We start from the raw sequence: 15,619 nt of genomic DNA, 5'->3' as shown, positions 1-15,619 counted from the left end.
ACCGCGCAGCGCGGTCAAACCGCCCCATCCTAACAGGGCCGGGGGCGCTTGGCCGCTGGGGGTTTCAGCCGGAACCGTCGCGCACGGTCCACCGCTTGCCGGTGATCGGCGATGATGCCGGCATGAAGCGACGCAGGCGGTGGTTCCCGGTGATGCAAGTGGCAGTGGCGCTGCCGGTGGTGGCGCTGGCGGCGCCGGCCCCGGCGACCCTGGATGCGGTGCAGGTGCAGGCGGCACGGGTGCATGCGGTGGACGATTTCGACCTGCCCGCGTCGATCACCACCCAGGCCGTGGACGCGTACGGCAATGGCCGTGGCGCGCTGGTGTCCGACGCGCTGGGCGGAGTGCCGGGCCTGCTGGCGCGCGAGCGGCAGAACCTGGCGCAGGACACGCAGCTGTCGATCCGCGGTTTCGGCGCGCGCTCCACCTTCGGCGTGCGTGGCGTACGCCTGTTGGTCGACGGGGTGCCGGCGACCATGCCCGACGGCCAGGGCCAGCTGTCGCACTTCAACCTGCTCGGCGCCGAACGCATCGAGGTGCTGCGCGGGCCGTTCTCGGCGCTGTACGGCAACTCCTCCGGCGGCGTGGTGCAGCTGTGGAGCGCCGATGGCCAGGCGGGCGACCCATGGCGGCTGCGCGCCAGTGCCGGCAGCGACAACAGCCGCAGCCTGGGCGTGCAGCTGCGGGGTCTGGCCGGTGCCATGCGCTACAACGTCGCCGCCAGCGACTACCGCACCGACGGCTGGCGCCGGCACAGTGCGGCGCGGCGGCAATCGCTCAACACCCGGCTCGGGTTCGAGCTGGCCCCGGGCCAGCGCCTGGACCTGCTGTTCAACGTGCTCGATGCGCCGCGCGCGCAGGACCCGCTGGGCCTGGACCGCGAGCAGGTGCGCGAGGACCCGCTCCAGGCCACCGCCGTCGCCTCCCTGTACGACACCCGCAAGTCGGTGCGGCAGGCGCAGGCCGGCGCGGTGTACACGCTGCAGCGCAGCGGCCAGACCTGGCGGCTGATGGCCTATGCCGGGCAGCGCACGGTGGCGCAGTTCCTGGCCATTCCGCCCGCGGCGCAGGCCAACCCGCTGCATGCCGGCGGGGTGATCGGCCTGGACGGTGGCTACGGCGGCGTGGACGCGCGCTGGGCCTGGCACGGCAGCCTGGCCGCGCGCCCGCTGGAACTGGTGCTTGGAGCCAACGCCGACCGCCAGCGGCAGCACCGCACCGGCCACGAGAACTTCGTCGGCGAGGTGCTGGGCGTGAGCGGCCGGCTGCGCCGCGACCAGCGCGACCGGGTCGGCAACGTCGACCAGTTCGCGCAGGCCTGGTGGCAGGTCGCGCCGCGCTGGTCGCTGCTGGCCGGCGCGCGCCACAGCCGGGTGCACTTCCGCTCCGATGACCGCTATATCACCGCCGGCAATCCGGACGACAGTGGCCGCCGCCAGTACGCCGCCACCACGCCGGTGGCTGGCGTGGTGTTCCGCGCCGGCCCGGACCTGCGCCTGTATGCCTCGGCCGGGCGCGGTTTCGAGACCCCGACCTTCAACGAGCTCGGCTACCGCGCCGATGGCGCTGCCGGGCTGGCGCTGGATCTTGCGCCGGCTACCAGCCGCAACCTGGAGGTTGGCGCCAAATGGCGCACCCAGGCCGGCACCCGGCTGGACCTGGCCCTGTTCCACACCGATACCGACGACGAACTGGCGGTCGCCAGCAACAGCGGTGGCCGCGCCAGCTACCGCAACATCGGCGCCACCCGCCGCCGCGGCATGGAACTGGGCTGGCGGCAGCCGCTGGGCGACACCCAGCAGCTGCAGCTGGCGTGGACCTGGCTGCAGGCCAGCGTGCGCGACGGCTACCTGACCTGCACGGGCGTGCCGGCGCCCTGTACCGTGCCGCGCAACCCGGTGGCACCCGGCACCGCCCTGCCGGGGGTCCCGCGGCAACTGCTGCAGGCGCGATGGGACTGGCAGCCGGGCCATTGGCAACTGGCCGCCGACGCGCTGGCCGCGGGCGCCACGACAAGCACCGACCTGGGCGACGGACGCGCGCCGGGCTACGCACTGCTGAACCTGGAAGCGGCCCGCCAGTGGCGCACCGCGAACGGCCCGCTGCGCCTGTTCGCGCGCGTGGACAACCTGCTGGACCGGCGCTACATCGGCTCGGTCATCGTCAACGACGGCAACCGTCGCTACTACGAACCCGGCCGCGGCCGCTGCTGGACCCTGGGCGTGGAATGGCAGTGGTCACCGCACTGAGGCGGCGATGCACGGCCGCCGCGCCCGCGGGAGGGGGAGCGGGCGACGGCGGCCATGCAGGGACGCTCAGGCGTTCAGGTCCAGGACCACGCGCCCTTCGATCTGGCCGGCGCGCATGCGCGCGAACACCGCGTTGATGTTTTCCAGCGCATCGGTGGAGACGGTCGCGGCGACCTTGCCGTCGGCCGCGAACTGCAGCGATTCCTGCAGGTCCAGGCGGGTGCCGACGATGGAGCCGCGCACGGTGATGCCGTTGAGCACCATGCCGAAGATGTCCAGCGGGAAGTCACCCGGCGGCAGGCCGTTGAGCGACACCGTGCCGCCGCGGCGGACCATGCCCAGTGCCTGGGCGAACGCCTTGGGCGATACCGCGGTCACCAGTGCGCCATGGGCGCCGCCGATCTCCTTCTTCAGGAAGGCCGCCGGGTCGGTGGCGCGGGCGTCGACGGTGACCGCCGCGCCCAGGCGGCGCGCCAGGGCGAGCTTGTCCTCGTCCACGTCCACCGCGGCCACGTTCAGGCCCATCGCCCGCGCGTACTGCACGGCCATGTGGCCGAGCCCGCCGATGCCGGAGATCACCACCCAGTCGCCGGGCTTGGTGTCGGTGACCTTCAGGCCCTTGTAGACGGTCACCCCGGCGCACAGCACCGGCGCGATCTCGACGAAGCCCACGCTGTCGGGCAGGTGGCCGACGTAGTCGGCGTTGGCCAGCGCGTACTGGGCGAACCCGCCATTGACCGAGTAGCCGGTGTTGCGCTGGCTTTCGCACAGCGTCTCCCAGCCGCCAAGGCAGTGTTCGCAATGGCCGCAGGCCGAGTACAGCCAGGGAATGCCGACGCGGTCGCCTTCGCGGACATGGTGGACGCCCGCGCCCACCGCGACCACGTGGCCGACGCCTTCGTGGCCGGGAATGAACGGCGGCTCCGGCTTCACCGGCCAGTCGCCTTCGGCGGCGTGCAGGTCGGTGTGGCAGACGCCGCAGGCTTCGATCTTCACCAGAATGTCGCCGGCACCCGGGCGCGGCACCGGTACTTCCTCGATGACCAGCGGCTGGCCGAACGCACGCACCACCGCGGCCTTCATTGTCCTGTCCATGCGCGATCTCCGTGGGGGAACGTGCCTACTCTGGCGCCGTCCGCGGGCCGGCGCATTGATCGTGATCACGCCCTGGCGGCAAACGCGCGCGGCCCGACGGACGGCAGCCCGTTCAGCCGGCCAGCAACGCCGCCTCGCGCGCCAGCCGTTCGATCCCGGCCCAGTCGCGCGCCGCCAGCAGATCGCGCGTGGTCAGCCACGAGCCACCGACGCACAGCACGTTGGGCAGGTGCAGGAACTGCGCGGCAGTCTGCACGCCGATGCCGCCGGTGGGACAGAAGCGCACGTCGCCGAACGGGCCGTTCCACGCCGCCAGCATCGCCGCGCCGCCGGCCTGCACCGCCGGGAAGAACTTGAACGTGTCCAGCCCCTGCTCCAGCCCGCGCATCAGCTCCGACGCGGTGGCCACGCCGGGCAGGAACGGCAGGTCGATGTCGCGCGCGGCGGCATACAGCCGGTCGGTGGCGCCGGGAGAGACCGCGAAGCGGCCACCGGCGTCCCTGACCTGCGCCATCTGCCGCGCATCGAGCACGGTGCCGGCGCCGATCACCGCCTCGGGCACCGCGTCGGCCATCGCCCGGATCGCGTCCATCGCGGTGGCCGTGCGCAGGGTCACTTCGATCACCGGCAGGCCGCCGCGGAACAGCGCCTGTGCCACCTGCACCGCATCGTCGATGGCGTCGGGGGTGAACACCGGGATCACCGGGGCCAGTTTGAGCACGGCGCGTACGCGCGGATCAGCGCCGGACATCGAACTTTCCTTCGCCCATCAGGGCCATCACGTCGGCCACGCCGACCGGGTTGAAGTCGCCGGGAATGGAGTGCTTCAGGCAGCCGCAAGCCAGCCCGAAGCGGACCGTGGCATCGGCGTCGAAGCCTTCGATCAGGCCATGCAGCACCCCGGCGGCGAAGGCGTCGCCGCCACCGATGCGGTCGATGATGGCGGTCAACTCCATCGCCGGCGCGACCGCACGGGTGCCGTCACGGCCCAGCAGCATCGCGCCGATCGAATGGTGGCCGGCGCTGTGCGCGGTGCGCTGGGTGCAGGCCATGTACTGCAGCCGCGGGAACGCGGCGAACGCCATCGCCGCCGCCGCGTCCACGCGCGCCTGCGCCTCGGCCTGCGCGAACTCCCCGCCCAGCACCACGCCGATGTCGCGATAGTCGGCGAACACGATGTGCGCGCAGTCGAACAGGTCGCGCAGGATCGCTCTGGCGTCGCCGCCCCAGCGCTCCCACAGCTTCGGCCGGAAGTTGCCGTCGAACGACACCTTGATGCCCATGGCGTTGGCCGCGCGTGCCGCGGCCAGCGTGGCCTGTGCGGCCTCGGCGCCGAGCGCCGGGCTGACGCCGGACAGGTGCAGCCACTGCGCGCCGTGCAGCAGCGCCGGCCAGTCGTAGCTGTCGGCGCGCGCGCTGGCGAACGCCGAATCGGCGCGGTCGTAGACCACCTCGCTGGGCCGGTGGCCGGCACCGGTGGTCAGGAAATACAGGCCCATGCGGCCGTCGCCGCGCCGCACCCGCGTGGTATCCACCCCGTGCCGGCGCAGCTCGCCGGTGGCCGCCGCGCCCAGCGGGTTGTCGGCGACCACGCCGGCCATCGCCACCGCATGGCCCAGATGCGCCAGGCAGACGCCGACGTTGGCCTCGGCACCGCCGCAATGCACCTCCAGCGCCGGGCTCTGCAGCAGCAACTGGTGGCCGGGGGCGCCGAGCCGCAACAGCAGCTCGCCGAAACAGACAACACGGGGGGAACTCATCGGGACTCCTGTCGCGGTCTACACGGGCGGGAATGATGGCACGATAGTTTGACCATCGGTGTCATCTGCAGCCAAATGTCTCCTGTCCCTGTCGACATCGGCGCCGTAATGTCCCAAAGACAAGGGGTTGCGGGCGTTTCATCGCCTGTTGCAGTGCAAGATGCTCGCTCCCGGAGCTCCTGCTACTTTCGGTTTTGACCAGCGGTGTCATATGCCTTTGGCACTACAGGAATCGCCGTTTCGCATGTAAACCTTTGGAGAGGGGGAAACACATGTATCCACACAGCAAGCAGAAAAAGACACCGGTTACCTTGCTCGCGCTGTCGATCGCGCTGGCGCTGCAGGCCGGCGCCGCCGCCGCCCAGGACGCGGGCGCCGCCGCCACCGAACTGGATACCGTGACCGTCACCGGCTACCGCGCCAGCGTGGAAAAGGCACTGGACATCAAGCGCGGCGAAGCCGGCATGGTCGACGCCGTGGTCGCCGAGGACATCGGCAAGTTCCCGGACAGCAACCTGGCCGAATCGCTGCAGCGCATCCCCGGCGTGGTCATCACCCGCGACGGCGGCGAAGGCCGCCAGATCACCGTGCGCGGCCTGGGCCCGGATTTCACCCGGGTGCGCATCAACGGCATGGAAGCGCTGAGCACCGTCGGCAGCAGCGACGGCCAGGGCGGCACCAACCGCAGCCGCGGTTTCGACTTCAACGTGTTCGCCTCGGATCTGTTCTCGCAGCTGATCGCGCGCAAGACCGCCTCGGCCGACGTCGAGGAAGGCTCGCTCGGCGCCACCGTGGACCTGCGCACCGCCCGGCCGTTCGACTACGACGGCTTCACCCTGGTGACCAACGTGCAGACCGCCTACAACGACGCCTCGCAGGCGGCGATGCCGCGTTTCGCGGGCCTGATCGCCAACAGCTGGGCCGACGGCAGGGTCGGCGCGCTGCTGTCGGTGGCGTACTCCGAGCGCGAGACCGTGGAAGAAGGCACCGGCACCGTGCGCTGGGCCGGCGGCACCACCAATGGCGGCTTCAACCCGAATTCCGCGTTCAAGGAAGCGCTCAGGTCCGACGTCTATGCGCCGCGCTTCCCGCGCTACACGCTGATGGAGCACGACCAGAAGCGCCTGGGCGTGACCGGTTCGCTGCAGTTCAAGCCCAGCGACCGCACCACCTTCAGCCTGGATGCGCTGTACTCGAAGATCGACGCGCAGCGTGACGAGAAGTACATCGAGGCCAATGGCCTGAGCAAGTCCGACGCACTGGGCAAGCGGGAAATCCTGGTCAATGCCGGCGAAGTGCGCAATGGCGCGCTGGTCTACGCGCAGATGGACAACGTGGATATCCGCGCCGAGAACCGCCACGACGAATGGAGTACGGATTTCTACCAGGTCAGCCTCGACGGCGAGCACAGGCTGAGCGACAGCTTCACTGTCAGCGGCAGGGTCGGCACCTCGCGGTCCAAACATGACAACCCGGTCCAGGCGACCATCATGATGGACAAGCTCAACGTCAAGGGCTACAGCTACGACTACCGTGGCAACGCCAACAAGCCGGTGTTCAACTACGGCGTCAGCCCGACCGATCCCAATGGCTGGACCCTGTCCACCATCCGCCTGCGCCAGAACTACGTGACCAACGAGTTCCACAACGGCGAGCTGGATTTCTCCTGGGTCATCGGCCCCTCGTTCACCCTCAGCGGCGGCGTGCAGGGCAAGAACTACAGCTTCGATTCGATGGAGCGCCGGCGCGTCGGCAACGAGACCACGGTGCCGAACTTCAGCACCGGCAACAGGATCGTGCCGGCCGACATGACCGAGCTGGCCAGCCTCGGCGGCCTGGCCGGCTCGCCGGGTACGTGGGTGGTGCCCAACTTCGGTGCCATCGCCAATATGTTCGGCGTCCTCAACGGCGAGGGCATCTACGCGTTGGCGGACTACGCGGCCAGCATGCGTGGCGTCGAGGAGCAGGACCGCAGCGGCTGGCTGATGGGCAAGTTCTCCACCGAGATCGGTTCGATCCCGGTGTACGGCAACCTCGGCGTGCGCCACGTCCGTACCAAGCAGACCTCGTCGGGCATCGCCACCGCCAGTGGCACGCCCGTGGCCGCCACTGTGACCCGCGAGTACAACGACACCCTGCCCTCGCTGAACGTGGTGGCCGAACTCACCCCGGATTTCCTGCTGCGCTTCGCCGCGGCCAAGGTGATGTCGCGTCCCGGCCTGGGTAGCCTGACCCCGGGCGTCACCGTCAACGTCAGCGGCAGCGCGAAGACGGTCAGCGGCGGCAACCCGATGCTCGACCCGGTGCGCGCCAAGAGCTACGACCTGGGCCTGGAGTGGTACTTCGACGAAGGCGCGATGCTCGGCGCCACCGTGTTCTACAAGGATATCGGCAGCTACATCCAGAACACCCGCGAAACCCGCGTCTATGCCGACAGCGGCCTGCCGGCCAGCCTGCTGGACAACCTCAACGCCAGCCCCAGCGACGAGTTCACCTTCACCGTGCCGGTCAACACCCCGGGCGGCAAGCTGCAGGGCGTGGAGCTGAACTACGTGCAGCCGTTCACCTTCCTGCCGGGCAAGTGGTCCAACCTGGGCACGCAGCTGAACTACACCTACGTCGATTCGGACATCCAGTACCTGCTGTCCTCCGGCGCGACGGCGCAGAAGGCGGCGATGACCGGCCAGTCCAAGAATTCGTGGAACGCGACGCTGTTCTACGAAGGCGAGCGCTTCTCCGGGCGCGTCTCGGCGACCAACCGCAACGACTACCTGATCCAGGTGCCCGGCACCGAGGCCGGCTTCAACAGCGACGCCAACGGCGTGCACGGCCAGAGCGGCACCACCATCGTCGATGCGTCGATCCATTACCGCATCAGCGACCAGCTGGAACTGAGCCTGGAAGGCGCCAACCTGACCAACGAGGCGCAGGAATCGTGGGTGGCCAACCCGTCGGTGTCGCTGCCGCTGGAGTACAGCCAGACCGGGCGCACCTACACCCTGGGGCTGCGTTACCGGTTCTGATCCGGGCTGCGCTGCCGGCATGTCGCCGGGAGCCAGCCGATGGTGCGACGCAGGATGTGATGACGCGTTGGCGTCGCTAACTTGGCCCACCGCGCGCGGCGCAGGCACGCGCCGCGCGCTTCCAAGAGACGCCCGATGTCACCACGTTCCACCCGCCCGCTGTCGCGTACCCTGCTGCTGGCCTGCGCGCTGTCGTCCGCGCTCCCGGCGGCGGCGCTTTCTTCCCCGCCGAACCTGCTGTTCCGCGTATCGGCCGACCACGGCTTCGTCGCCGACCAGGCGCAGGGCGATGCCGTTCCCAACTTCCAGGACAAGGTGAGCCTGGTCGACGACGGTGCCCATGGCCGCGCGATCCGCTGGGAAGACGACGGCGTGCTGTCGTGGAACGCACCGGGCAACATCCGCGCCGAACGCGGCACCCTGTCGTTCTTCTGGCGCCCGCGCTACGCCGTGGGCGAGGCGCCGTTCGTGATCTTCCGCGTCGGCTACGCCGACCACAGCAGCTGGGACATGACCTGGCTGCGCATCGACTGGAACGGCCACGGTTTCGATGCCTTCGTCACCGATGCCAACCTGGCGCGGACCCGTGTCTCCTTCCGCCTGGACCGCAACCCGTCGCCCGACCAGTGGCAGCACATTGCCTTCGCCTGGGACGAGGACCAGGGCGTGCGCCTGTTCCTCGACGGCCGCGAAGTGGCACGCGTGGACAGCACCGGCGACTACGATGCCGCGCTCGACCAGCTCGGCCTGGCCGGGCGGGTGATGGCGCCCTACCAGGTGCAGAGCCGCTACAACTTCCTGCGCGGCAGCGATTTCGACGAGATCCGCGTCTATGACCGCATGCTCGACGCCACCGGCGTGGCCGCGCTGGCACGCAATGCGGCACCGGACGCGGGCCAGACCGCGGGCGCCACGCAGCGTGCGTGGTGGCACCGTTACGGCTGGGAGAGCGCGCCGCCGCCGCTCCTGGACGCGGCGGTGACGACGATCCGCAAGGTCGAGTTCGCCGACGTCAAGGACAAGAAGCAGTGGATGTGGAAAGGGACCGACGGCATCGCCGAGACCACCTGGCCCGGCGTCTACAACCGCTCGCGCCTGCCCGGCCGCAACGACTACTTCCAGCTGCCGGACTGGAACACCTATGTCGAAGGTGGCCAGCACCTGGACCTGACCGTGCCCGATGGCGAAGCCATCAACCGCATCGAGATCCGCGGTGCCGCCTTCGGCACGCTCGGCGGCGATGCCGGCACCCTGTTCACCCGGCCGCGGGGCGTGGTCCGCAGCGTCGATGAGTTCCCCGCCCAGACCGGCGGCACGCTGCGCTTTTCCAATGCCGAGCAGGAAACGCCGATCCAGGAGATCTGGGGCTACCACGTGAGCGATGCCGCCGAGCCGCAGGGCACGGTCAAGCAGCGCTACCTGATCGACAGCCGCGTGCTGCCGGACTACACCAACATCGCCGCGCTGCGCGACTACATCAATGGCCGCTTCGCAGCGGACGAGCGCAGCGTGGTGATGGCGCTGCCCAAGGGTGCCGGTTCGCGCAAGCGAAGCGCCGACACGCTTCCGGCGCAGCCGCGGCCCATCGTCCACGTACTGGTGCCGTCCGGGGTCGGCGACGCCCCGGCGGCGCAGCCGCTGATCCGCAGCTGGGCGTACAGCTGGGAGAACATGCACGATGGCCTGGACGGCATCGCCATCGACCTGCCGGCGCTGGACCTGCCCGCCACCCACGACGGCCCCGGCGGCGGCGTGATCCCGCTGAACATCCGCATCAAGGACCCGATCTGGCCGTCGCGCGACATGATCGACGTGTCGGTCTCGGTCCGCCCCGGGCAGCCGCGCACGCTGTGGCTGGACCTGCGCGACCGCATCCTTACCGCCGACAGCCTGTGGATCGCCATCGCCGCGGCCGCGCCCGGCTTCAACGCCGCCTCGCTGGACGGCGCCGAGGTGCGGCTGGTGTTCAAGGACCGCAGCGAGGCGCTGCGGGAGCATGTCGCCGACCGCTTCAACCAGGTGCGCGACAACTGGGGTTTCCTGGTGGAGGAACACACCACCTCAAAGCGCCAGCGCCTGTACGCGCGGGTATATGCCGACCTCAGCGACCTGCTGCGGGTGGACCCGGACCACGCGCTGGGCCGGCTGTACTGGAACTACATCAGCTACAACAGCCAGGGCCGGCCGCCGTTCCAGCAGCCGCAGCCACCGAAGGGCGTGCCGCTGTGGGCGTTCCGGCAGCTGGAGGACCTCAGGCGCGTGCGCCGCTTCGTCGACTGGTGGATCGACCACCGCCAGGTCGAGTACGGCGACTTCGGCGGCGGCATTTCCGACGACACCGACCTGACCCAGCAGTGGCCGGGGCTGGCGTTGATGGGCGTGGAGCCGGACCGCCTCAATGCCTCGCTGACCGCACTGTCCGACGCGGTGTACCGCAACGGCATGTTCGCCAACGGCCTGAGCACCATCGAGACCGACGAACTGCACGCCTACGAGGAAGGCATCAACGCCAACAGCGCCATGCTCTACCTCAACTGGGGCGACCCGCTGACCGTCGAGCGGCTGATGGAAACGGTGCGCGCGTTCGACGAGCGCATCATTCTGCGCAACCCACAGGGCCACCTGCTGTTCTCCAGCAACTGGTTCGGTGGCAACAAGGTCTACCGCGAGCCGAACTGGCAGTGGCAGAAGCCCTACTCGTTCCCGGCGCTGCACCCGGCGTTCCTGCTGGGCGAGTACAACGCCGACCCGACCGGCCGCACCCTGGTCACCGGACTGGCCGACAGCTACCTCGCCCACGCCTATACCGACGACACCGGCCGCTGGACGCTGCCCAACGAGATCCACTGGGCCACCGGCAAGACCCGGGGTGGCGAACTGAACCAGGGTTCGGGCGCCGGCGACGTCATGCACACGTTCTGGGCGGCGTGGCGCTGGAGCGGCGACGACCGCTACCTGAAGGCGCTGGACTACCGCGTGCAGCGTGGCGGCCCCGGCGCACTGTCCAACCTGGGCGAGAACATCATCGACGTGCTCGGCCGCCAGCAGGACTGGGGCCGGCAGCTGGTCGCCGCCGCCGACAAGGGCGACACCGGCTTCGCCGCCATCACCGCGTGGCAGCTGAGCGGCGACAAATCGTATCTGGAAGCCCTGCATGCCGAAGGCATCCAGGCCAAGGCCCAGCGCGAGTACATGAACACCGAGGGCCACTGGTGGAGCGACCGCGTCGAGGCGCCCAGCGAGTTCCTGCAGCGCCTGCGCCTGGGCGGCATCGCGCTCAAGCGCAACCAGAGTTTCCCCGGGCACACCGTGAGCTGGCGCTTCGCCCGCCCTGGCGCGGCCGAGCAGGTGGCGCTGCTGGTGCACGCGCCCTCGCGCGAACGCTTCAAGGTGATCGCCTGGAACATGGCAGACGTGCCGCTGGAGGCGACGATGACCGGCTGGAACATCGCCGCCGGCACCTGGCGCATCCGCAGCGGCATCGACCGCGACGGCGACGACCGGATTGACGGCAAGCCGCAGGTGCGCGAGGTGGCGCTGGAGCGCAGCGCGTCCACCGCCCTGCGTTTCGCGCCGAAGCAGGCGCACGTGTTCGAGTTCGAACGGATCGCCGCGGGCACGCCGGTGGAAACCCGTGCCGACCTCGGCATCGGCCGCGGCGACCTGCAGGTCGCGGACGGACGCGTGCGCCTGACCGTGCACAGCCTGGGCCACGTCGCCACCCGGCCCGGCCACGCACGGCTCGAGGATGCACGCGGCCGCGAGGTGGCGCGCGTCGCGATCCCGGCACTGGAAGCGCCATCGGACCTGCAGCCGCGCACGCTCACCCTGGAACTGCCGCTGCCCGCCGGCCTCGACCGCCGTGGCGCCAGCGTCCGGGTGCTGCAGGACGGCGACGCCGAGGAAGTGACCCTGCTCAACAACCGCCTGCCGCTGCCGTAGGTGCCGGGCTTGCACGGCACGGGGTATTGCCGTGCGTTGCATGCGGGGCAAGCCCCGCATCTACGGGGATATCGGTGTGCATCTGCGGCCTTTGCGCGCCGCCGCGAACACCCCGTAGGTGCCGGGCTCGCCCGGCACGGGGCATTACCGGGAGCATTCATGCGGGGCAAGCCCCGCATCTACGGGGTGTCTGTCTGCATCTGACGGCTTTCGCGCCTGTACCAGTCCGCTTGCCCCGCTTCCGGAACGAACACCGTGCAGTGCTCCATCGGCCGCTGGTAGACATGCACCGAGATCGCGAGCTCAGTGTCGCTGGCGTTGCGCAGCACATGGAACTCATCCGGCGGGATCAGGTTGCCGGCGCTGCCGCGCGTACCGTCCACGCCGGGCAGGGGTTGCAGCCGGGCGATGTCGCCATGGTCTTCGCGCAACCGGTACGGGGTGATCCGCAGCGCACCCTGCCACACGCCTTCCACGCACCACAGGCCATCGTGGTCATGCAGCGGGGTGCCCTGGCCGGGCCCCCAGGTCATGGCGATGATGCTGTAGCCGTGGCGCGCGCTGCGGTACAGCTCGCGGCGCGCGTAGTGGTCGGTGATCGGCTCGTGCACGCATGCCGGCAGCACGATCGCCGGGTTGGCGATGGCCTCGCGCAGCGCGTGTTCGATCCGCGCCACCGTGCCGCCGACATCGGCCGCGCCCATGGCGGCATCGATCGCCGCCACCAGCCGTTCGCGGCCGGTGAAGCCGGGGTAACCGTTTGCATCTGAAATCATGCCGCCAGTCTAGGGCAAAACGGTGAACGAACCGTTCGCTGCCGTCATGGCCGGGCGGCATGTGCGGCTCATGACGTGCCGCGCTGCACGAACGGCACCTGTCCGTACAGCCGGCGCTCGCCGCCGCGCGGGTCGTCCTGCAGGCGGCTGTCGTCGTCGAACACCAGGGTCTGCCGGCGCTGCAGCGAGTACGGTTCCCAGCGCGGCAGCCCGCCGTGGTTGGGGTCGCCGTGGCGGGCGAACGCCAGCAGCGCATCGCTCATCGCGTCGGCCATGCGCGTGGCCGACGCGCGGGTGCCGGTGCGCGAACCGGGCTGGTGCGTGTTGTGGAACACCAGCGGGATGTCCAGGGTATGGAAGGCGCGCAGCCGGTCGGCCTCGCCGCCGCGGTCGTACCAGTCCAGCTGGTAGGCCCAGGTCGGCGCGCCCTGGCGTGCGCGCGCTTCCAGCTCCTCCACCGCGCCGCGCCAGGAGCGGCCGGCGGTGGTCGCGGCGAAGAACACCTCCGACGCCGTGTAGTGCGGGTACATCCGCCGGTACGCGGCGATCACCTCCGCGACCGGCAGGTCCACGAACTGCTCGCGCTCCAGTTTCGCCGGCAGTGCCTCCCAGTCGAGTGTGAAGTTGCGCGCATCGTTGCCGAGGAAGGCGCGGGTTTCGTCGCGGGTATTGCCGATGACCATCGGGATAGCGGCCGACTGCAGCGGCGCCTGCGGCCAGAACGGGTGCACCGGCAGGTGCCGCGCGTCCAGTACCGGGCCGAAGTACAGGCCGGTGTCCTCGACCCACGACGGATCGCGCAGCTTGACCGCGTCCAGCAGCGTTTCCATCGGCAGCGTGCGCAGCGCCTGCGGGTCGCGCAGGCCGAAGTGTTCCAGCACGCGCCGCGCGCGCTGCGTCGCCGCGCGTGGCCCGGCGGCGGTGACCTGCTGGCCGCTCATCGTCCAGACGCGGTGGAACAGGCCCGCCGCCGCCGGCATCGCCATCAGCGTGGCGATCTTGGCGCCGCCGCCGGACTGGCCGAACACGGTGACGTTGCCGGGGTCGCCGCCGAACTCCACCGCATGCTGGCGCACCCATTGCAGCGCCTGCACCAGGTCCAGCTGGCCGACATTGCCGGAATCGGCGAACGCCGGGCCGCCGAGGCCGCCCAGGTACAGGTAGCCGAACACGTTGAGCCGGTGGTTGACGCTGACCACCACCACGTCGCCGCGGCGGCACAGGTTGCCGCCGTCATACAGCGGATCACTGCCCGAGCCGTTGTTGTAGGCGCCGCCGTGCAGGTACACCAGCACCGGGCGGCGGCCGCCGTCGCGCAGGGCCGGCGTCCACACGTTGAGATACAGGCAATCCTCGCTGCCCGGGCCTTCGCCACTGGTCTGCGGCGCCGCCGGGCCATGGGCCAAGGCGTCGCGTATGCCGCGCCAGGGGGCTTCCTGTACTGCCGGCTGGAAGCGCCGCGTTGCGGTGTCCGCGCCGTAGGGAATGCCGCGGAACACATGGATGCCCTGCTCGGTCTGCCCGGCGATACGGCCGCCGCGAACGCGTGCGAGCGGGCTCGCCTGCCCGCGCGCGGCGCCGGCCGGGACCGCAGCGGCCAGCCCCGCGCCGAGCGAACACAGTGCGCCGGCGCGCAGCAGCCGGCGCCGTTGCGGATCGTCGGGCCTGGCGTTCATGGCGTGTGCTCCGTTCCCTGCGCGGCGATCCAGTCCAGTGCCAGCCGCGGCCAGGCGGCGGTGGTCAGGCCGGCGATGCCACGGGTGCCGAAGCCATGGCCGCCGTGCGGGAACACGTGCAGCTCGGCCGGGACCCCGGCGCGGAGCAGGCCCGAGTAGAACGCCAGGCTGTTGCCGACCGGCACCGCCGCATCGTCACCGGCATGCACCAGGAAAGTGGGTGGCGTGTCGGCACGGACCTGGTCCTGCATCGAATAACGCCGCTGCAGCGCCGGCTCCGGTCGCGCGCCGAGCAGCCGTTCGCGCGAACCGGGGTGCGCGTCCGCGCCGGCCATGTCGATCACCGGATACACCAGCAGCTGGAAATCCGGGCGCGCACTGGCGCGGTCGATGGCGTCGGTGGCCGGGTAGGCGGGCTGGTCGAAGCCGTTGCCGAGCCGCGCGGCCAGGTGCCCGCCGGCGGAGAAGCCGATCACGCCGATGCGCCGCGGGTCCAGCTGCCACTCGTCGGCGTGCGCGCGGATCAGGCGCAATGCGCGCTGCGCATCGGCCAGCGCCGCCTCGCGGTCGTCGCGCCCCTCGCCCGGCAGCCGGTAGCGCAGCACGAACAGGGTGATGCCGCCCTGCTCGACGAAGGCCGGCACCAGCGCCGAGCCCTCCTTGTCCAGCACCACGCGCTGATAGCCGCCACCGGGGGTCACCAGCAGTGCGGTGCCGTTGGGCCGGGCCGGCCGGTACATGACCAGATAGGGCGCACTGACATGGGTGATGTAGCGGTCCGGCAGCGCCGGGTCGGTGCTGCGTTCGACGATCCGCGCGGCCTGGGCGAGAGGTTTGTCCCCCGGTGCCACCCCGTTCGGCCACAGCGCGATCCGCCGCGCCGATCCCGCGACCGGTTCACCGTCCGGGCCGTCGCCCGTGGCGGCGCTGGCGCCATCGCAATTCAGGAAAAAAGCCAATAACAATAAGGATCTGCCAAGCAGGGTCAGGGACATGGGGAGTCTCGCGATGCGGAACGGGGATGGCCGTGATGCGATGCGTATTGCCAGATGACACCGGTTTACCATATACAGCACCCACAGCACTGTCGATGGGCGG

Annotated in this window: 9 protein-coding genes; 3 read left to right on the top strand and 6 right to left on the bottom strand. The window is 70.5% G+C overall.

Annotated elements, in window-relative coordinates; all coding sequences use genetic code 11:
• The first annotated feature begins 152 nt into the window (after window positions 1-152).
• On the top strand, window positions 153-2,249 hold the full coding sequence (locus MKP15_RS13090) for a TonB-dependent receptor (RefSeq protein WP_240212993.1): 2,097 nt from the start codon (window positions 153-155) through the stop codon (window positions 2,247-2,249).
• A 66-nt stretch (window positions 2,250-2,315) separates the two neighbouring features.
• On the opposite strand, the gene adhP is transcribed toward MKP15_RS13090, so the two are convergent.
• The 3 genes from adhP to MKP15_RS13075 all read right to left on the bottom strand — a co-directional run bounded on the left by adhP (window position 2,316) and on the right by MKP15_RS13075 (window position 5,104).
• Window positions 2,316-3,344: an alcohol dehydrogenase AdhP gene (gene adhP, locus MKP15_RS13085; protein ID WP_240212992.1), complete on the bottom strand. Its 1,029-nt coding sequence runs from the start codon at window positions 3,342-3,344 to the stop codon at window positions 2,316-2,318.
• Window positions 3,345-3,456: 112 nt separating this feature from the next.
• Entirely contained in the window at window positions 3,457-4,095 is a 639-nt protein-coding gene (eda, locus tag MKP15_RS13080; RefSeq protein ID WP_104937610.1) for a bifunctional 4-hydroxy-2-oxoglutarate aldolase/2-dehydro-3-deoxy-phosphogluconate aldolase, read from the bottom strand.
• Window positions 4,082-5,104: a sugar kinase gene (locus MKP15_RS13075; RefSeq protein ID WP_240212991.1), complete on the bottom strand. Its 1,023-nt coding sequence runs from the start codon at window positions 5,102-5,104 to the stop codon at window positions 4,082-4,084. Before MKP15_RS13075 ends, eda begins: the two co-directional genes overlap by 14 nt.
• Window positions 5,105-5,376: 272 nt before the next feature.
• On the opposite strand from MKP15_RS13075, the gene MKP15_RS13070 reads away from it, so the two are divergent.
• Together MKP15_RS13070 and MKP15_RS13065 are read left to right on the top strand one after the other, a co-directional pair.
• Window positions 5,377-8,127 (top strand): TonB-dependent receptor, encoded by a 2,751-nt coding sequence (locus tag MKP15_RS13070; protein ID WP_240212990.1) that lies wholly within the window; start codon window positions 5,377-5,379, stop codon window positions 8,125-8,127.
• A 135-nt stretch (window positions 8,128-8,262) separates the two neighbouring features.
• Window positions 8,263-12,069 carry a LamG domain-containing protein gene (locus tag MKP15_RS13065; protein WP_240212989.1) on the top strand — a complete coding sequence of 1,269 codons (3,807 nt, stop codon included), beginning with the start codon at window positions 8,263-8,265 and terminating at the stop codon, window positions 12,067-12,069.
• Between the two features lie 179 nt (window positions 12,070-12,248).
• Here MKP15_RS13065 and MKP15_RS13060 read toward each other — a convergent pair whose 3' ends face one another.
• The 3 genes from MKP15_RS13060 to MKP15_RS13050 all read right to left on the bottom strand — a co-directional run bounded on the left by MKP15_RS13060 (window position 12,249) and on the right by MKP15_RS13050 (window position 15,516).
• Complete coding sequence (locus MKP15_RS13060) at window positions 12,249-12,845, bottom strand: cysteine dioxygenase family protein (RefSeq protein WP_240212988.1); 597 nt, start codon at window positions 12,843-12,845, stop codon at window positions 12,249-12,251.
• Window positions 12,846-12,913: 68 nt separating this feature from the next.
• The gene (locus MKP15_RS13055; RefSeq protein ID WP_240212987.1) at window positions 12,914-14,521 is read right to left on the bottom strand and encodes a carboxylesterase/lipase family protein; all 1,608 of its coding nucleotides are present in this window, start codon (window positions 14,519-14,521) and stop codon (window positions 12,914-12,916) included.
• The gene (locus tag MKP15_RS13050) at window positions 14,518-15,516 is read right to left on the bottom strand and encodes an alpha/beta hydrolase (RefSeq protein ID WP_240212986.1); all 999 of its coding nucleotides are present in this window, start codon (window positions 15,514-15,516) and stop codon (window positions 14,518-14,520) included. The genes MKP15_RS13055 and MKP15_RS13050 overlap by 4 nt, the downstream gene beginning before the upstream one ends.
• Window positions 15,517-15,619 lie beyond the last annotated feature (103 nt).

Source organism: Stenotrophomonas sp. Y6, from assembly GCF_022436665.1.
In the GTDB taxonomy this organism is placed as follows: Bacteria; Pseudomonadota; Gammaproteobacteria; order Xanthomonadales; family Xanthomonadaceae; genus Stenotrophomonas; species Stenotrophomonas acidaminiphila_A.
The sequence above is the reverse complement of the archived record's forward strand: the minus strand, read 5'-3'. Positions and strand labels throughout refer to the sequence as shown.